The 18691-nt window shown below is 46.9% G+C and carries 18 protein-coding genes and 1 pseudogene; 3 read left to right on the top strand and 16 right to left on the bottom strand.

Features of this window, described 5'->3' with window-relative positions:
- Positions 1–202: 202 nt before the first annotated feature.
- The 10 genes from RT018_RS11555 to RT018_RS11590 all read right to left on the bottom strand — a co-directional run bounded on the left by RT018_RS11555 (position 203) and on the right by RT018_RS11590 (position 9106).
- Entirely contained in the window at positions 203–1516 is a 1314-nt protein-coding gene (locus RT018_RS11555; RefSeq protein WP_312942128.1) for a D-alanyl-D-alanine carboxypeptidase family protein, read from the bottom strand.
- A 75-nt stretch (positions 1517–1591) separates the two neighbouring features.
- Positions 1592–2125: a phosphatase PAP2 family protein gene (locus RT018_RS11560; RefSeq protein ID WP_312942130.1), complete on the bottom strand. Its 534-nt coding sequence runs from the start codon at positions 2123–2125 to the stop codon at positions 1592–1594.
- Between the two features lie 11 nt (positions 2126–2136).
- Positions 2137–3570, bottom strand: a complete 1434-nt coding sequence (locus RT018_RS11565) for a M23 family metallopeptidase (RefSeq protein ID WP_312942133.1) — start codon at positions 3568–3570, stop codon at positions 2137–2139.
- Between the two features lie 189 nt (positions 3571–3759).
- Positions 3760–3924, bottom strand: coding sequence for an L-2-amino-thiazoline-4-carboxylic acid hydrolase (locus tag RT018_RS15855; RefSeq protein ID WP_397360217.1), 165 nt, complete (start codon positions 3922–3924; stop codon positions 3760–3762).
- Positions 3924–4391, bottom strand: a complete 468-nt coding sequence (locus RT018_RS11570) for an L-2-amino-thiazoline-4-carboxylic acid hydrolase (RefSeq protein ID WP_312942136.1) — start codon at positions 4389–4391, stop codon at positions 3924–3926. Before RT018_RS11570 ends, RT018_RS15855 begins: the two co-directional genes overlap by 1 nt.
- Positions 4392–4406: 15 nt before the next feature.
- Positions 4407–5813 carry an ATP-binding protein gene (locus tag RT018_RS11575; RefSeq protein WP_312942138.1) on the bottom strand — a complete coding sequence of 469 codons (1407 nt, stop codon included), beginning with the start codon at positions 5811–5813 and terminating at the stop codon, positions 4407–4409.
- The gene (locus RT018_RS11580) at positions 5813–6526 is read right to left on the bottom strand and encodes a response regulator transcription factor (protein WP_312942140.1); all 714 of its coding nucleotides are present in this window, start codon (positions 6524–6526) and stop codon (positions 5813–5815) included. Before RT018_RS11580 ends, RT018_RS11575 begins: the two co-directional genes overlap by 1 nt.
- Complete coding sequence (locus RT018_RS15860; protein WP_397360220.1) at positions 6519–6836, bottom strand: ArsR/SmtB family transcription factor; 318 nt, start codon at positions 6834–6836, stop codon at positions 6519–6521. The genes RT018_RS11580 and RT018_RS15860 overlap by 8 nt, the downstream gene beginning before the upstream one ends.
- Positions 6837–6887: 51 nt before the next feature.
- A complete protein-coding gene (locus RT018_RS11585) occupies positions 6888–8771 on the bottom strand; it encodes a heavy metal translocating P-type ATPase (RefSeq protein ID WP_312942142.1) in 1884 nt (627 codons plus the stop codon).
- Positions 8772–8887: 116 nt separating this feature from the next.
- Positions 8888–9106 (bottom strand): cation transporter, encoded by a 219-nt coding sequence (locus RT018_RS11590; RefSeq protein WP_312942143.1) that lies wholly within the window; start codon positions 9104–9106, stop codon positions 8888–8890.
- Between the two features lie 171 nt (positions 9107–9277).
- On the opposite strand from RT018_RS11590, the gene RT018_RS15865 reads away from it, so the two are divergent.
- On the top strand, positions 9278–10030 hold the full coding sequence (locus tag RT018_RS15865; protein WP_397360223.1) for a metalloregulator ArsR/SmtB family transcription factor: 753 nt from the start codon (positions 9278–9280) through the stop codon (positions 10028–10030).
- Positions 10031–10103: 73 nt separating this feature from the next.
- On the opposite strand, the gene RT018_RS11605 is transcribed toward RT018_RS15865, so the two are convergent.
- The 4 genes from RT018_RS11605 to RT018_RS11620 all read right to left on the bottom strand — a co-directional run bounded on the left by RT018_RS11605 (position 10104) and on the right by RT018_RS11620 (position 13589).
- Entirely contained in the window at positions 10104–10820 is a 717-nt protein-coding gene (locus RT018_RS11605) for a protein kinase family protein (protein WP_312942145.1), read from the bottom strand.
- Positions 10821–10823: 3 nt separating this feature from the next.
- Positions 10824–11186 (bottom strand): zinc ribbon domain-containing protein, encoded by a 363-nt coding sequence (locus RT018_RS11610; RefSeq protein ID WP_312942148.1) that lies wholly within the window; start codon positions 11184–11186, stop codon positions 10824–10826.
- A 303-nt stretch (positions 11187–11489) separates the two neighbouring features.
- A complete protein-coding gene (locus tag RT018_RS11615; RefSeq protein WP_054344970.1) occupies positions 11490–11756 on the bottom strand; it encodes a helix-turn-helix domain-containing protein in 267 nt (88 codons plus the stop codon).
- Positions 11757–11762: 6 nt separating this feature from the next.
- A complete protein-coding gene (locus tag RT018_RS11620) occupies positions 11763–13589 on the bottom strand; it encodes a VirD4-like conjugal transfer protein, CD1115 family (protein ID WP_312942153.1) in 1827 nt (608 codons plus the stop codon).
- A 345-nt stretch (positions 13590–13934) separates the two neighbouring features.
- Here RT018_RS11620 and RT018_RS11625 point away from each other — a divergent pair, with 345 nt between their 5' ends.
- Together RT018_RS11625 and RT018_RS11630 are read left to right on the top strand one after the other, a co-directional pair.
- The gene (locus RT018_RS11625; protein ID WP_312942155.1) at positions 13935–15176 is read left to right on the top strand and encodes an IS256 family transposase; all 1242 of its coding nucleotides are present in this window, start codon (positions 13935–13937) and stop codon (positions 15174–15176) included.
- A gap of 398 nt (positions 15177–15574) precedes the next feature.
- Entirely contained in the window at positions 15575–16522 is a 948-nt protein-coding gene (locus RT018_RS11630; protein ID WP_312942158.1) for a bile acid:sodium symporter, read from the top strand.
- 102 nt (positions 16523–16624) lie between these two features.
- On the opposite strand, the gene RT018_RS11635 is transcribed toward RT018_RS11630, so the two are convergent.
- Positions 16625–17569, bottom strand: coding sequence for a DUF3991 and toprim domain-containing protein (locus RT018_RS11635; RefSeq protein ID WP_312942159.1), 945 nt, complete (start codon positions 17567–17569; stop codon positions 16625–16627).
- A gap of 150 nt (positions 17570–17719) precedes the next feature.
- Positions 17720–18691 (bottom strand): annotated as a pseudogene (locus RT018_RS11640) (SEL1-like repeat protein); the annotation flags it as partial.

The following is an 18691-nucleotide window of genomic DNA, read 5'->3' on the forward strand; positions in this document are numbered from 1 at the left end:
TTGGGGTGCTAACTTTTTCGAGACCTTTTGCGATACTTTCATTTTACCGAAAACAGCGTTGCCCCTGCCTCTATATAAACCCAGAGATGCGGTCGTATACGGATCATTTAAATGCCAAACCGAATCTATCTGGGGAGTATATAGTATTCTATTATTTATATGTGGTGAAATGATGTGTACTTCAAAAAATACAGATAAAGTTTCACCACTTCCATTGATCCGCATTTCTGTACGACTTCGTTTGTCTGTTCCTTTTTCGTCTGCGGCGCTTTCGACGAAGGTGGTTTGCGCGTAGGCGCAGAATGCCTATGATCGTAGCCACGACAAAAACAATCAGCGGAATAATTAATATAATAGGAAATGCATGATTCTTTGCAGCTTCGGTTGAAACATCATTCCCTTCATCTGATTCGCTTGTACCTTGTTCTGAGGCCGCAATAGGGGAAATGGTCACTTGGGTTTCCAATAGGTCATCCTCCGAACCGGTTGAATCGTTGCTCTGTAGACAGAGGGGGACTGTGATTGCTGACTCGACTGCCTGTGAAGCACTTCCATCAAGGTGAACGGCTAAATCGCTGAGATTTTTTCCACTTGGCAGCAGCAGTGAAACCATATTCGGCTCGGAAATTTCACTCTTAGTTCCTAAATCCAGTTGAGATGCCAGCTGTGATATGGATATTTCTGTACGATAAAACTGTGAAAACCCATAGTCCAGCAGTTGTACAGTGTCATCCCATTTATCATTACTTGTGGAAGATTTCATGACAACCACAATCAAGGTGGTCTCGCCCCGTTTTGCTGCGGTAACCAAGGTGTGTTGTGACTCTGAAGTCCATCCCGTCTTGCTCATTATGATTCCTTCATAAGGCATTTCTCCGTTCAGCAGCTTATTTCTATTTCCAAAGTATCTGGTGTCCGGCTGTTTGTTGGTCGGGGGAATCTCGAAATATGTGGCGCTGAAAACATCGGTGAATCCAGGAACCTTAATTGCTTCTGCCGTTATCTTTGCCATGTCATAGGCGGTCGTATAATGATCTTCTTTAAACAGTCCATGGGCGTTGGCAAATTGAGTGTTTTCCGCACCTATCTCCTTCGCAGCAACATTCATCATAGCCACAAAGTTTTCCATGGAGCCTCCGACGAGCTCCGCAATTCCATTTGCGGCGTCATTAGCGGATTCAATTGAAAGTGCGTACATGGCCTGCTCCAACGTGATTTGCTCATCCACATCCAGTGCTACATGAGATGAATCTCTGTCAATTGAGAATACCGCATCGGAGGACATCGTTATAACATCTGCCAATTCAGCGTTTTTGAGTGCCAGCATACCTGTCATAATTTTTGTAATACTTGCCGGATACATCTTGGCTCTCATACCTTTCTGATATAGAATTTGTCCCGTCAATGCATCCATTAAAACTGCGGTTTCTGACTGAATCTGTGGTGTGTTTTCGGAGACGGTTTCTGTCGTAGCGGCGAAAGCACGTATTGGTACAAAAGCAAATAAAGTTGCCAAAAATATAATTAGATTTTTCTTGATTGCCTCACACCTCCAAGTACCTTTAAATCCAGCTAAACGCCCCAAATGCGGTCAGCGGCATAGATTGTTAATCTTAAATTGGCTGAGAATTCGGCACGAGATTACTCCCGCCATTACCCCAATCATTGCGCCTACCAGCACATCTGTCGGAAAATGCACATATAAGTACAGCCTTGAAAAGGCAATGATAAACGCAAGAACAGCGGCCGGAAAGCGCCAATGGCTTCTATAAATCCAAAGAACGGATGCACAGGCAAACGAAACAGCCGCGTGACCTGAAGGGAATGAATAGTCCTGTGGGGCTGCAATCAACAGTTGAAACGCTGGATTCAATATAAACGGCCGCTGCCGCGCCACCAATGGCTTTAAGAGGATATTGCACAGCAAGATCTCAATACAGATTGCCAGCAACAATGTAATCCCAATTCTTCTGGTTCGAAAGCGGAGAAGAAATGCGAAGGTAAGAAGGATCCATCCGATTCCCTTATCTGCAAATGCTGTGATAACCGGCATCAGCGCGTCGCCAACAGGCGTCCGCATACTTGACTGAAGCCAGTCCAAAATGTTGAGTTCTAAGACAGTCAAATTGTTTCCCCCTACAGGTAGTCATATGGATTCATGGTCTTTCCGTTTACGCGCACCTCAAAATGGCAGTGACTTCCGGTGGAGCGACCGGTAGAACCTGCTTTGGCAACGGCCTGTCCCTGATAAACCTTGTCACCTTTAGATACCAGAAGTTCAGCGTTGTGCGCATAGTAGGTCTGTGTTCCGTTATCATGCGTAATAATAACCAGATTCCCATAGTTGCCTTTCCAGCCAGAGAAGGTGACAGTGCCTCCGTCGGCAGCCTTTACTTCCGTTCCATAAGGAACAGCAATATCCAAACCGCTGTGATAGCCGGTACTGCCGAGGAGCGTTCGCTTACCCGTGGTGGAAGTGACTTTTCCGTTAACCGGCCAAATATAGGTTCCTTTCGAAGCGGTTTTGGGCGGCTTCTGCGTTCCGCGTGCAACAACCCTTGTGGTTGCTTCAACCTTTGTGGTAGTGCTAAGGATACTGCGCGTTTTTTCAACGCCGTTCTGGTAAGTGATCTCGGCCTCAACACTTGCAATACCGGCAGAACCCGATTTTACGACACGGGAGTCACCGATGTAAAGCGTATTATCATCGACATATTCGATAGGCGCCGGAATTTCCTCCTCATAAATGGAATTTTCCACGGTAATCACTGAGAGTACCGGCACTGCCTGCTTGACGATAAGCACCTCACCAATGAACAGCTTGTCTGGAGTCACCGACGGGTTCAGGTCGCGCAGCTCATTTTGCCAAAGGGCAAATCGCTCCGCAATCTCGGAGAAGGTGTCCCCCTGGACAACCGTATAGGTTGCTGCTTCCTCACGATTCGCTGTCAGCTTTGCGCGCACGGTGTCCGGGTCAGAGGGGGTGGATAGCGCCGTATAACCATAGCGAATGGAAACCGCTCCAGAAAATGTAGCGCTTATGGTGTTCTCGGTCTGATAGGGCGCTTTCATTTCATCCAGCAGCGCTTGCAGTGTTTCCTGCGAAGCGGAGAAACCGACCGCATCCTCATCGATATATAAAATATATCCGCGCTGTAGCTCATCTACCTGTTCCAGCATGGAATCTGCCAGTTCGTCCGAAGTGGCAAGCTTGTCTTTGTCCGCAATTGTCATGGACAACTCGGCGACATCAAATTCTTCGGACGAGGCTCCAAGCACTCTGACTAGTGCCTCCTGTGCGGATGCGCTGGCTTGTTCATAAACGGAGGTATCTGCTACGATGCCCAGAGTCTGTCCCTCCAGATTGACCGCATAGGCAGGCGTATAGAAAAATAAAAGCACCGTAAAAAGTACCGCAATCATAGATGTGGTGAGAAGCAAAGGCAGCGCCCCATGGCGTAACGCTTCCTTCATTTCCATAAATTGTTTAAATAAAGAAGGCCGTGTAGAAACAGGTACTAACGACTTGAACCACAGGGAAGCGTTTTTGAGAAAATTGGGAATCCGCATCGTTCCAACCTCCACATAAAAGTAACAAAACGGCAACAGCCAACTGCCTTGAAAAATCCCTGATACGAAAACGCATCAGGGATGCAGCAATTTAGTTAAGCCCTAAACCTTCCAGTTGGCTTTTCCGCTTACAAAAGCATAACCTATAAATATGGGGATTTTGTGGAGATGGAGCGAAAGACTGTGAACTCAATTTGAATTCTTGGGATCTCGGTGCGAATAATGGCAGTCGCAGTAGGAGCCCCCTGAAGCTAACGTGTACTTCCGGGAAAATTCTGTATGATCTATTGCGTTCATCGCATAATCAAATGCGCACAAAGCAGGAACATATTGAAAAAGTTCCAGCTCTTGCATTAAGGACAGATACCACAGGTGGAGAAAATGGCGGTATACTGGTTTACGGTTCCACCTGGTGCGTAAGTAAACTTCCACGAATAGGGGTTTGTAATCTCCTGACTTCTCTCAGCGCGTTTTTTCATCGCTGCCTGCCCTTTCGCAGTATAGACTCGGCTATGTCTAACAAAGAAGCGCGTAACAGGTATGTTCATCGCCGCTTCATAATATGCCTGAATTTCGGAAACTTCATAGGAGTTTTCGACACTCCGCAGTATTGCTGAGAGCATTGCACAGCTTAATATATTAATGACAAATCCATCGTCCGGGTCAAAGTCGTCCACTCCGGATAAAATTGCCCGATAATCTCTTTGTGCTTTTTTTATTACCTTTGCCGGGAAGGGTTCACGAAGTGTTTCCGTCAACTGCCGTTTGAAACTGCCCTTGAACACCATCCATATTCCTCTTTGCAATGCGCCGTATTTCATTTTTATCCCCTTTGCTTAAAGATTAGATGCCATATCATTTGGGAAAGACATGGTTACAGTCGTTCCGATACCAAGAGCACTATGAGCTGAAATCTGCCCGCCATGCGCTTCCACAATTGCCTTAGTGATGGCAAGCCCAATCCCCATGCCACCGGTATTTTTGCTTCTGGATGGGTCAGCACGATAGAAACGTTCAAACATTTGATCCAGATCTTTTTGTTCCATACCAATGCCTGTATCGGTGACCGAGAGGCAAGTCTGCCCCTGCATCCGTTCACAAACAAGCGTAACATGTCCGCCCTGTGGAGTTGCACGCAAGGCATTGGATACAAGATTCACCATGCACTGCTTGATCTTGTCTCTATCTCCCCAAAGAGTAGTTGCTCCGTCGGAGAGAGTGCGAAGCAACAGGACGTCCTTGTTCTGAAACCGTACGCAAAAATCAGAGCAAATACTCTCAAACAACTCAGAAACTTCTATACTTTCTTTATCAAGCTGCAGCTGTTCGCTTTCCAGTTCATTCAGCTCACGAAGCTGGGAGACGATGCGGGTAAGGCGGAGAATTTCTTCGTGAATGCTTTGGAACAGTTCCGGGGTCGGCTCCCATACGTCATCTATGACTGCCTCAGCATGGCTTTGCAGGTTGCTCAAGGGCGTGCGGAGTTCATGCGCAATATCCGCCGTCATCCGGCGTTTCTGCTCATCCCGCAGCTTAAGCGTTTCCGACATTTCGTTGACCGAGTTAACAAGAGAGGCTAGTTCCTGTGTTTTTGGTTGAGTGCGGATTATCTGGCCATATTCCCCTCTGGCAATCTTTGCTGTAGCACCAACAACATCTGAAATCGGACGGGTAAAGTAGCGGGACAGTAACAATACAAGGAATCCCGCAATTCCGGCTAACGCAATACCTAATAACAGAAGAACACGATTCAGGCTGTTGATCAGGTTTAATTCAGCATCGTTAAGCGCATATGGGCCATAATAACCAACTGTCAGATACCCAACCTGTTTTCCGTCATACAGTAAGTCATAATCCTGTTCAATATATGAGCCGTTAAAAGCCGGATAACGGCTGTGCATATTTTCTTCCGCATGCTGCAAAACAAGCTGGCATTCCTGCGTTTTATGAACGGAAATATCCCAATCAAGTTCTCCGCCCAATGTCCGCACATGGACAATCAACCCATTTTGAAGTGCTGCGTTCCCAATTACCTCCAGTCCTGAGATAGTGTAACCCCACAGCGGATCGTACTGTTCGTTGATCTGCTTTTGAATCTGCTGAATTTGATTGTTCCGCTGTTCTTTGGCATAGCCCTCAAAGAGTTTATCTAAAGTGCCATTGAAAAGCAAAGCAAAAAGCCCCAGTGCCACAGTCAGCAATACGGTAAATACAATAGTCAGTTGTGTGCGAAGCTTACGCATCAGCATTCCCCCGAATCATCTTGCCCTAAAAATTGATATCCGAAGCCATGCACTGTGGTGATGAAAATTGGTTTTCTCCGGTCGGGTTCGATTTTGCTCCGCAAACTTTTGATATATGTATCCACACTGCGATCATAACCGTCGTAGTCATCTTTGAGTGCAAAGCTGATGAGTTGTGCCCGTGAAAAAATACGGTGAGGCGCTTTTGCCATAACGGAAAGGAGTTGATATTCGGTGGGGGTGAGATGAATTGTCTCGCCCTTCCGTTTCACGATTTTATTTTGAAAATCAATTTGAAGGAATCCGTTACCGTAGGATACTGGCGCACTGACCAAATGATCGCTCTGCGCCCGGCGCAGAACCACCTTGACCTTTGCCACCACAACGCGCGGACTAAAAGGCTTTGTGATATAGTCGTCAGCCCCAATTTGCAGACCATTTAGGATGTCAGATTCATCACTTTTGGCTGTTAGCATAATAACGGGGGTGCGATAGTGCGCGCGGATGGTGCTACAGAGTGTTTCGCCGGAAATATCGGGAAGCATCAGATCCAAAAGGATTAAATCAAAGGGTTGGGTCTGGAGTAGCCGAGAAGCTTGGTTTCCATCATGGGCAACTGCTGTCTGATAACCCTCCTTTGCCAAATAGGCCGCCAAAACACGTGTAATTTTCAATTCGTCATCTATCAGTAAAATCCGTTTTGCGTTATTCATTCTGATTTCCTCCACCTCCGAAGTACCTGAGAACATGATCCTCCCCAGCGGTAAGCGTTTCTTGAACATATATGTCTGATATAGAATAAAAGACCTGCTTTCCAGCCCTACGCGATTTAACAAGGCACTCAGACCGAAGGATTCTCAATTGATGGGAGACTGCGGATTTTGACATGCTCAGGCAGGCTGCCAGATCGTTGACGCAGTACTCGTTGTCTAAAAGAACGGTCAATATCCGAATGCGGGAGCAGTCAGACAGTACTTTGAAATATCCTGCGACACGGTTCAACTCCTGTCTCTGTTCAATCATATTGCTCCTTTTTAGATGGGCGCAGACGGAAATCGTCTGCGCCCGATTAATTTAAATATTGCGTACACGCAGCGCACGGATTGCGTTGAGTACCGCTAACACGGTCACACCGACATCCGCAAAAATAGCACCCCACATATTTGTGATGCCTGTCGCACCGAGCACCAGGAATATCGCCTTAACCAGCAGCGCAAATACAATGTTCTGATACACAATGGAGATGCACTTGCGGGAAAGTTTGATTCCCTTGGCAATTTTCATGGGATCATCGTCCATTAGCACCACATCGGCAGCCTCAATCGCCGCATCGCTGCCCAACGCACCCATGGCAATGCCGATATCCGCCCGAGAAAGAACCGGCGCATCATTGATGCCGTCGCCCACAAAAGCAAGCTTGCCTTTTCCGGCATGAGCGTTCAACAGTTTTTCCACTTCACTGACCTTATCGCCGGGAAGCAATTCGCTATGGATTTCATCCACACCCAAATCGGTTCCGACCTTATCCGCAACGGCTTTTGCATCACCTGTAAGCATGACGGTTTTTTCCACGCCCGCCTTTTTGAGCTGCGCGATTGCCTGACGTGAGGTAGGCTTCTCCACATCGGAAATTACAATGTGCCCTGCATAAGCGCCATCAATTGCAAGGTGAATGATAGTTCCAACACTGTGACAATCCTTGTATTCGATGCCCAGCTTTTTCATCAGCTTGCTGTTGCCAGCCGCAACGGTGGTTCCATCTACCTTGGCCACGACGCCATGACCACTGATCTCCTCAATATCCGTCACGCGGCTGCGATCAACCTCTTTGCCATAAGCGCTCTGTAAGCTTTTGCTGATGGGGTGGGAGGAGGCGCATTCTGCAAGAGCAGCGTACTCCAACAGTTTTTCGTTCTCCATCGCATTGTGATGGATGCCATTGACCTCAAACACGCCTTTGGTCAGTGTGCCGGTCTTATCGAACACAACCACCTTGGTCTTAGCCAGGGTTTCCATATAATTGGAGCCTTTAATCAGCACGCCGACCTTGCTGGCACCGCCAATACCGGCGAAGAAGCTGAGAGGAATGCTAACCACCAATGCGCAGGGGCAGCTGATAATAAGGAAAGTCAGTGCACGATAAATCCAGATTTCCCAAAGTGCAGGGTTACCGGCAGTGATATTGATAACGGGCGGAACCACTGCCAGTAATACCGCAACGATGCAAACCACAGGCGTATAAATGCGGGCAAATTTTGAGATGAAGTTTTCGGACTTGGATTTGCGGGAGCTGGCGTTCTCCACCAGTTCGAGGATCTTGGATACGGTGGATTCACCGAATTCCTTGGCTGTTTTAATCTTTAAAACGCCTGTCATATTGATGCAGCCGCTAATGACCTCGTCACCGGCTTTTGCGTCACGAGGGAGGCTTTCCCCAGTGAGGGCGCTGGTGTTCAGCGCGGAAGTGCCCTCAACAATTATTCCGTCCAAAGGAATTTTTTCTCCCGGCTGAACGACGATGGTGCTGCCAATGGTGACTTCATCTGGATCGACGCGCACCAGCTGACCGTCCCTTTCGATGTTTGCATAGTCGGGACGGATATCCATCAGGGCGCTGATATTCCGACGGCTCTTACCTACCGCGTAGCTTTGAAACAGTTCACCTACCTGATAAAATAACATGACCGCAATGGCCTCGCTGTAGTCCCCGCTTCTGTCATAGGTCGCCAGCGCAATGGCACCCAGCGTTGCAATCGTCATCAGAAAGTTTTCATCAAAAACCTGACCGTTCAGGATCCCCTTTCCCGCTTTTTTTAAGATGTCATATCCAATTACCAAATAGGCAATAAGATACAGCACCATGCGCGGCAGACTTGAAACCGGCGCAAAAGCAAGCCCCGTCAGCATGGCTGCGGAAACAAGGATGCGCGCCAGCATGATTTTCTGCTTCTTGCTCATTTTATCTCCTCCTGTTCATGTATTCTCCCGCAGAACTTAATATCTGCTTATACGTTTCATTTATTCCCCAAAAGTTGCGCCCCGTCTGCTCTTGCATCTGGGGCGCAGCGTTATGGTTAAAGTTCGATTTCGCAGTCGGGCTCCACCTTCTTACAAGCCTTGAGTACGTCTTTCATAACAGACGCTGGTTCCTGACCATCGGCAAACTCGACAATCATCTTTTGGGTCATAAAGTTCACCGTGGCGGCGGATACACCTGAGGTCTTGCGGGCAGCGTCCTCCATTAAATTCGCGCAGTTAGCGCAATCAACTTCAATTTTGTAAGTCTTTTTCATAAAAAAGCTCCTTTCGTTTTTTATAAGTATTTAACAATTAAGCACTTGTTTAATCGTCATGGTCATAGTATAATAAGTAAAACAACACATGTCAACATATCCGAAAGCTGAACTTCTGAACGGGGTAAAAGCATTTCCAAAATGGATATTATTCTGAGGAGGTTATAGAAAATGAACGAGACTACACTGCCACACCAGCATGGAAAGCATCATGTTGAGAAGTATATGTGCGAAAAACTAAATAACACAGAAAATTTTCAAATTGTGGCAAATCTATTTAAGCTGTTGGACGATCCCAGTAGAGTTCGTATTTTCTGGATTTTATGTCACTGTGAGGAATGTGTGATTAATCTGTCCGTCATGGTGAATATGACAAGTCCTGCCGTTTCTCATCATCTGCGCCAGCTGAAATCGGGCGGTCTGATTTTCAGCCGACGAGATGGCAAGGAGGTATATTATAAAGCGGCAGATACCGAGCAAAGCCGATTGCTGCATAAGACAATTGAGGGAACCATGGAAATATCCTGCCCCGAACTGGAAACAGCAGGTCATGCCTGCGGTGAGCCACAACAAAGATTGTCCCAGTGCTCTCAGGAACAAGTAGAAACAGTTCGTGAGCTACACGAATATGTGTTACAGCACTTAGAGCAGCGCATCACTATTGATGAGCTTGCTAAGCGCTTTTTAATGAATCCGACAACCCTAAAAGCAATCTTTAAGGAAGTCTACAGTAAATCGCTGGCCTCCCATATCAAAGAGCACCGTATGGAACGGGCAGCAGAATTGTTGCGAGAGACTGCCGACAGCGTTTCGCAGATTTCAAAATCAGTAGGTTTCAATAGCCAGAGCAAGTTCTCCGCCGCATTTAAGGAGACCTATCAGATGCTCCCCTTGGAATACCGCAAGCACTTTGCAAAAAGGTAGGCAACGACAAACACACTTCTCCGTTGCAGGGCTTATTATATGTTCTTTGGTTATCACAATACAATTAAATCTCTTAAGAACCAAATACCCGGTAAAAATCAGCGGAAACTTCTCTTATATTTTCATAAGGTTCTTCAAGCCGTAGCAGCCTTTTGAGAAGGAGTTTTTGTTCAGGCAAAATATCTAATTCATTATACCAGGCAAGCTTTTTATATTTCTTAGGCTCAAAAGATGAATAAAGCAAATGAAGGATAAAATCGCCTAAATATGAAAAATCAATATCAAATGTATAGCGATTATAGTCCACCCACCTTGACAGGCCAAAATCAATAAGATAGATAACACCATTATTAATTATTACGTTTGGTGGTCGTATGTCCCCATGAATAATACCTTTACCATGCAGATACCAAATAATATTGACCAGCTGAGAAACTATCTCGAAAATTTCTTTGTTTGAAAATTGATACCTGTGTTTAAAAAGTTTCGACTCTACAGTATCTCCCTGTTTTTCTTCCAATATGAGTCCGTAGAACCCGTTTTCATTAATGACTCCCAAAAGCTTAGGAATAGAATAATGATCGATCTTTGACAGAAGATCCGCTTCAACAGACGTTCTTTCGTTATCTCTTTTAATGAAGGCTGATTTGAACCGCTTGATAACTACTCTCGAACCGCAGTCAGAATGTGCATTAAGGCAAATGCCATATCTACCCTCACCCGCCACCTTTTCTATTGTATAGCCTCCAAATTTTCTGCCTGAGTATCTAAAGTGATTTATCCACAGCATAGGTCAACCGTTTACTTTGGTTCCGCAGTGCATACAGAATTTGGAGTTTGGCTGTAGCCTGGTACCGCAATTTATACAACACCAATCAGCTTTTATTATTTCACCGCACTCTGGGCAAAACTTTGAACCTGAAGGTATCTTCAAATTGCATTTTCCGCAGATCATGGTGGGCAAATTTGGTGCGGGTATATTTCCCTGTGGATCGTTGTTTTGTGGTGGGTAATAAGTATTATATTGGCATGAATGGTGCCCAGATCCGATCACACCAAACAGGCGTCCCAGTACACCTCGCCGTTGATAATACCCACTTCCAAGATTCCCGTTTCTATAATGATGTCCTCTCGACGAATGTGAAAATATGCTCATTTTGTCCTCCTAATAAATGTGTTGTTCAATCCACTTTTGATATGTGAAAATAACAAAATATAATTTATAACAGCTTTTTGTTGACAATTATACATAGTAATTATGATTATTCTATGGAGATACGATCTATATGACTGGTAATCAGATGAATCTATAAAATGTCTGGTTAATTGTTTTCTCTGTTATAAATATTCTTAGAGTGAGAGGTTCTGGTGGGTCCATCATGAACCGCACCTGGGTTCTGCGGAAAGGCGGAATACCCCCTTGGCGGAAAATCCATATTTTTGCTTTGCTACAGCCCGGCTATTTTTTCAAAATCAGCCGGTTGCTGGTATTGCTGCCGTTCTCCCGATAGCGGGATTCCTTTTCAATGAGCCCAGCATGAACCAAATCATGCAGGGCGCGTTTGACAGTGCTGCGGGAGAGCTGCAAGTCAGACGCGATGGTCTTGACTGCGGGCCAGCAGTCTGATCCCTTTCCCGCACGGTCGCGGAGGTAAATATAAACCGTCCTCGCCCGATGAGGGAGTTCATCGGGCGAAGCAGAATAAATGTGGTTAAAATAGCTCATTCGTTATCACTCCGTTCTGACATGGCTGCGCCGCTTTAGTGCCTCTGCGGGCGGCTCCGCTACAGGTGTGTGGAGTGCGCCGGTACCGGTAAGCGGTTCAAGGATTTCACCAGCTTCCTCATCCACTATCATGCCGGCCGTGTGCTTGCGAACAATGTTTTCCTCCAGCGTCTGCTTATCGGCATACATAACCTTTCGGTGTGCCTTTTCCTCTACCGTGTAAGGCTTCCCGAAGGTGATGCCCCAATCCAAAAACAGCCGCAGTCTTGTCCGCATGGGATGTGTGCCGGTTTTCATAACAACGAAGTTTCCTTTTGGGATGGATTTCAGTTCATCCGGCGTCATGAGAGGGCGCTCCATCATCTGTAAGGACTGACTGGGATCATTTTTGCCCCGGCTTATACTGCCGCTCATCACGGTGCGGCTGCCCAGCGCCTTACTCAGCACCTCGGCAGTCTGGCTGTTGGGTGCAAAGCCGCCGAAGATGGTGTCCTGGCAGTTGTCCACAATGATTTCCGAACCCTCCTTGCCGTAATTCTTTTCAAGCTGTCCGAAGGACTGGATAATGGGAATCATGGAAAGGCGGCGGGAGCGGCTGGCCGAAAAAATCAGCTCCAGCGATTCGATGGTCGGGAGTGTCCCCAGCTCGTCACAGTAAAACATCACGCGGTTTTTCAGCTTGCCGCCGTTTTCATCCGCCACCGCAAGAATTTCCCGGTAGAGCTGTTGGATCATCAGGCTGACCATGAAATATTTGGTCAAATCTTCTTCGGGCAGGACCACAAACAGTGCGGATTGTTCATTGCAGAATTTCTCCGCATCAATGGCTGTATCAAAGCAGAGTATCTGTTCCATTTCACTGTCAATAAATGAGTTGAGCCGGGACAGCACGGTAGACAGCACCGACGCCATGGCCTGCTCCGCGGAGTTGAGGGCGGCTCCGGCAAACCAACGGGCCTTGTGGTCGGGTGGCAGCTTTTCCATGAGGAGCTGGAACTGGCTTTTGCCCTTTACCTTGCTGGGGGCCAGCAAATCCTGCACCAGCTTGAACACGCTGATGATGTGGCGGCAGTCCACCTTTTTCCCATCCACCTTGGTGGGCGGCAGATATTCGGCTATCAGCAGAATAATGGAGGACAGAAGCCCCTCGGCGGCATCGTAGAAAAACTGGTTCTGTCCGTAGTTCTCACCGCTGGCGTTAATGATGGTTTTGGATATAATCTTGGCGTATTTCTCCGCCTTGGCCTTTGCCACAAGATTGTTTTCGTCGGCAAGGTAGGTATCCATGTAGGTATTGACCAGCTGGAGCATATTGTTGCCGTCGGAGCGGGTGGGATTTCGAAGGTCGATGACCGCCACATGGTAGCCGTAATGGTCACGGGCAATGGCGCCATAGTTGCGGTACAGGTCCCCCTTGGTATCGGTTGTCAAAAAACTCATGCCGCTGGCGCAGGCATATTCCAGATTTGGGTACAGGAAAAAGGCTGTTTTGCCTACGCCAGACGCGCCGATCATGAGACAGTGGACGTCGTCGGTATCCACCAACGCCGTGACCTTGTTTTTTGCCCCTGTGCTGCCGAGAATGATGCCTTGCTCCGAAACAGCGGGGAGGCTTTCTCCCTTCCGCCACAGCTCCGGCTGAAAGGGAATGTGCTTGTAGATGCTTTTGATTTCCTGCTTGGTGGAAAAGCGCGCCGTGCCATGCTGGCCGTCGCCCACCGTGCGGGACTTGATTCCATTGAGGGTATAATAGTGGGCCAAAAGAGAAAGGCCGCCGATGACGAGAAACATCACGGCGGCCGCTGCGATTAGGATGTAGACTTGGGACGCCATAGCGAAACTCCTTTCAGGTTGGTATATTTTGTGGTATTATAAACAACAAGAATAAATGATCTAAACGGTTATTTGTCGAGTGGTTTAATTGCTCGCAATTGATATAACAAGTAGCTCAGAAAAATTGCATAGTCTTAATTATCTACAATCAGGAGAGAAAATGAGGAAACTTGAAAAATACCAAACACTAATTATTTTCGTGGCTATGCCACTTGGTCTATTACTTAGTCAAATTACAATCATAGAACAATATGCAGAGGAGACTGTAAATAATTTTGTGCTAATAAAGTAATGGCGTCCTTCCAGGTTAGTGTTAAAATAAATATTAATCTGGAGGGATTTTTTATGGCAAGACAAAGAAAACTAACCGAGGAACGCAGAAGTCTGATCAATCAGTTGCTGGCCACCTACAAGCCGGAGGATGCGGAAGGTGTACAATCAATGCTGAAGGATCTCTTAGGCGATACCCTGCAAGGGATGCTCGAAGCCGAACTGGAAGAAGATCTTGGCTATTCAAAGTATGACTACAAAAGCAAAGAAACGGATAACCGCAGGAATGGTTACAGCAAGAAAACCGTGACTTCATCCATGGGTGACATTGATCTTGATATTCCACGAGACCGTGATGGCGAATTTGTGCCACAGATCGTCAAGAAGCATCAGACGGATATCTCAAGCATTGAGGATCAGGTTTTATCTATGTATGCGAAAGGAATGACAACAAGGGACATCACCGAACATCTACAGAGCATTTACGGCATCGAAGTATCTCCATCCATGATTTCCAAGATGACAGATCGAATCCTGCCTATTGCAAAGGAGTGGCAGAACCGTCCGCTCTCACGAAAGTATGCCATCGTCTTCATGGACGCTGTTCATTACAATGTCAGGCAGGACAATGCGGTCATAAAAAAAGCTGTGTACATAGCCATTGGAATCAATCTAGACGGCACCAAGGAAGTTATGGGAATGTGGATTGGCGGAAATGAAAGCGCCAAATACTGGATCGGCGTTCTGAATGAAATCAGGAACCGGGGTACGGAAGATATCCTGATCGCCTCTGTTGATGGTCTAACCGGCTTTAATGACGCTATCCATGCTGTTTATCCTAATACGGAAATCCAGCGCTGCATTGTACATCAAATCCGTTATTCTACCCGCTTTGTCTCCTACAAAGACATCAAACTTTTTATGGCTGATTTGAAGCTGGTCTATCAGGCTACCACGGAAGATATTGCACTGCAGCAGCTTGATTCACTTGAGAACAAATGGGGCAAAAAATACCCGAGTACAATCAGTTCATGGCGAAATAACTGGGCAGAGCTATCCACGTATTTCAAATACCCGCCTGAGCTCCGGTGTCTGATCTATACCACGAATTCTATAGAAAATTTCAACCGCCAGCTGCGAAAAGTCACTAAATCCAAGACAATCTTCCCGACGGACGATTCCCTGTTTAAAATGCTGTATTTGGCGATGAATGATATCACTGAAAAATGGATCGGTAGGCCGAGAGATTGGACAAGGATACTTGAGCAGCTCATCATCTATTTTGACGGCAGGATATCTCTGTTAGATGTTGAATAAACTAAATAATTACGGCTATCAATTCATCATTGCTAGCCGTATAAATCTTCACTATGTCAGAATACTGTCATCAAAAACTAGATACAATAAGGAAAGAAAAGAAGGGAGATGCTAATTATTAACATACTAGCAAAAGTTTCATTGTTAATTGCTTTATCTTCGGCAATTTTTTCCTTGATAGTATTATCGGTATTTTTAAAGTTACTTAAAAAGCATGGGGATAAGCGTGTGGAAGAAATTGAACCACAACTAAGTAAATTGCTAAACTTAATGCAGATAGGAACATTTATATTCTTAATATTTGGACTAATTGGAACAGTTTTTCGCTAATTAATACAAGGTGTGCCGTTTACTATTGACAGCCACAGAATTATGAGTAGAATTAATTTTGCATCATAGTGATTTTCGTTGCTTATCTGTATTTTGCATTAACCTGGAACCAGAAAACACAAAACTATTTACACTACCATGCAGAGACCTTTATAACTCCGTTTCTGTTCGTCATGTTATTCGGAGCTTTCTTGAATATTCCATTAAAAGATTACCGCAAGGCGTTTTCCAATGTACGGTTTTCCATTACAACTATTTTAATTAACTTTGTTTGGACGCCGATACTGGTGTGGCTTTTAGGAAAAATTTTTCTATCTCATCCACCTATTATGCAAATTGGATTTATCATGTTGATGGTTACGCCCTGCACGGACTGGTATCTCATATTTACCGGTGTGGTAAAGGGAAATGTCCCGTTATCAGCAACAATGCTGCCGATCAATCTTGTGCTTCAGGTTGTGCTGCTCCCCGTTTATATTTTGACTTTTGGTGGAGTATCAGGAACCGTTAACATTCAGAGCGTGATAAGCAGTGTGACTATTATGCTAATCTTACCCTTTTCACTGGCACAAATCGGAAAATGGCTACTAAGCAAAATGCAAAACTATGATAAAAAAGAAAGAATCTTTAGCTTGTTCAGCGCCTTGCAGACCCTGCTGCTTTCTATGGCGATTCTATCCATGTTTGCCTCAAAGGGGAAAAATCTTTTAGCCAGCTTAAATGTTGTGGCAATATTACTTGTTCCAATCATTTTGTTTTATATTATCAATTTTATTTTGGCGCAAGGAATTGGCAAGGTTTTTCATTATTCCTATGAAGACACAGCCAGCCTGACACTGACAACCCTTGCAAAAAACTCACCAATGACACTTGGCGTAGCACTTATGGCTTTCCCAAATGAACCGCTTATACATTTAATTATGGTGATTGAGCCGCTCATTGAGCTTCCTGCAATGATGTTGCTTACAAGAATACTGCTTATCATCCGGAAACGGCACTTTGGAAAGACCGAATGAAATATGTGTTGCGTTTTGAACACAATACGAAGCTCACACATTACCATTCTATATCGGTATAAGACTTTTGGTGGAGCAGTCAATTTTGACCGCTCCACTTTTCTATGCCATTCGCATTTCAAAGCCGCTCTGCCTTTGTTGCACCGCTTCTGCTAAATCGTCATTCCAGTCCTTCCCCTGAGATATGAGCAGTTCGGATTCATACCCCTGTTCCGCAAGCTGATTCTTCAGCCGCTCGTTGGCCTTGCGGCCTGCCTCATCGTTATCCAGACATAGCGAGACCTGCCGGAGCTGCGGGTACTGCTCCAGCATCCACAGCATGGCCTGCCCGCCGACGCCGCAGAGGGACACATAGCTGTGCCGCTGCCAGTCCTGCGGATGCAGGGTGATGAACGACAGCAGATCTACCGGCGCCTCAAAAACATACAGATGCTCGCTTTCTCCAAGCCAGTGAAAGCTGTGCCGGGGATCGCAGCTATCTACATTCCCCTTGAACGCCTGCCCCAAGGTGTAAATCCCGCGCTTGTGGGCATGGCGTGCAACTCCGTTTTCATCCAAACCCACAAACACCGCGTTATGATATTCCTTTGTCCCATCCTGAGATTTTTCGCAGCTCTCATAGAGGAGCTTTTGTTTTGCAAAGAAGCTGACCACCTCCCGTCCGATGTGCCGGGTTTTCACCAGATAGGCATAAACACGGCGCATATCCGTGTTGGCCGGTGGGAGCGCAAAGGGCTTTTTCGGCTCCGGTTCCTTTTGCGAGGCGGGCCGATAGCTTTCGCCCTGCTCACCGCCCAGAAGCAGGGTCACGGCTTCAGGATAAGAGCAGCCGTAGAACTTCCGCACGAAATCAATGGCATACCCGCCGCTCTCTGCGGAGTGATCGTACCATTCATTCCCCCGGACGGTGATGCTGTGGTCAGAGGCCAGCCGCTTATCCCGTCCGCTGGGCAGGAGCTTTTCGCCGCGCCGCTGGAGAAAGTCCGCTAAATCCACGTTATTGGCACGGTATTTCTGTTCGTCCGTAAAATACACATAGGCACCCATGGGCGCACCTCCTATCTGTGGCGATTGCCGATTCGATGAAAAAATGCCGCCCTTTTGACAGGACGGCATTGCTTGGGATATAGATTTTTTAGGACGGGCAGTTGCCCGGTTTTCTTTTTCTGTTTTTTCACGGTGATCCTCCCATCGTTTTTAAAGTGACATGGTCTGTTCGTGGTCGTCCCGCGCATGGCCCTGCGCCTGTTTTTTCTCCCGGAGCCTGCGTAGGAGCTTGCGGTCGGTGCGCTGTCCGGGCGGTTTTAAGGGCGGGGTGTTATCTGCAAACACACGGCTCATGTGATGCAGGAGCCGTGTTCCCGCCAGCAGGACGGAGGGGTCTTTGAACTCGTCCATATGGTCAAGAAAAAACTGCGCGTAAACATTGCCCTGCGCCGCCGATAGGGTAAACCAGCGGACGGCGGCCTCCTTGTCTTTCGGAACGTCTTTTCCCATCAGATACAGTTTTCCGAGAGTGTACTGCGCATATTGATTGCTCTGTTCAGCGGCAGCCGTCAGGAATTGCAGAGCAGCCGGAATGTCCTTTGGCACATCTTCTCCTATGAGGTAAACCTTGCCCTGCCGGTACGCTGCGAATTGGTTGCCCTGACCGGCGGATCGTTTCAGGTATTCCAACGCCTTGGGCACATTCTTTGGCACATCTTCTCCCTTGAGATAGAGAACGCCGAGGGCATATTCGGCAAATTGATTTTTTCGGTCGGCGGCAAAGGTCAGCCAGCGGATAGCGGCTTCCACATCCTTGAGGACGCCCTCGCCGCCAAGGTACAGCTTGCCGAGCCGGTATGCGGCAAAGTCATTATCCTGCTCTGCGGACAGGGTATAGAGCCGTACTGATTCGGCCGGGTTCTGCGGGACGTGCTGCCCTGTTTCATAGAGTTTGCCGAGAAAATATGCGGCGTAGGGATTTTCAGCCTCCACCGCCTGCCGGAGATAACCAAGGGCTTTTTCCACCTCCTGCGGCGGCGCTGCTTCATCTGCAAGAATGAGCTTGGCGAGCTGGTAACAGGCGAAGGGATTTCCTACTGTCGCCGCCTTTTCAAAGTATTCCTTTGCCTTTGTCTCATCCTTTTCTGTGCCCACGCCGTTTAGAAGCATCCAGCCCAGCCG

It is taken from the genome of Oscillibacter sp., assembly GCF_032060045.1.
Lineage (GTDB): Bacteria > Bacillota > Clostridia > Oscillospirales > Oscillospiraceae > Oscillibacter.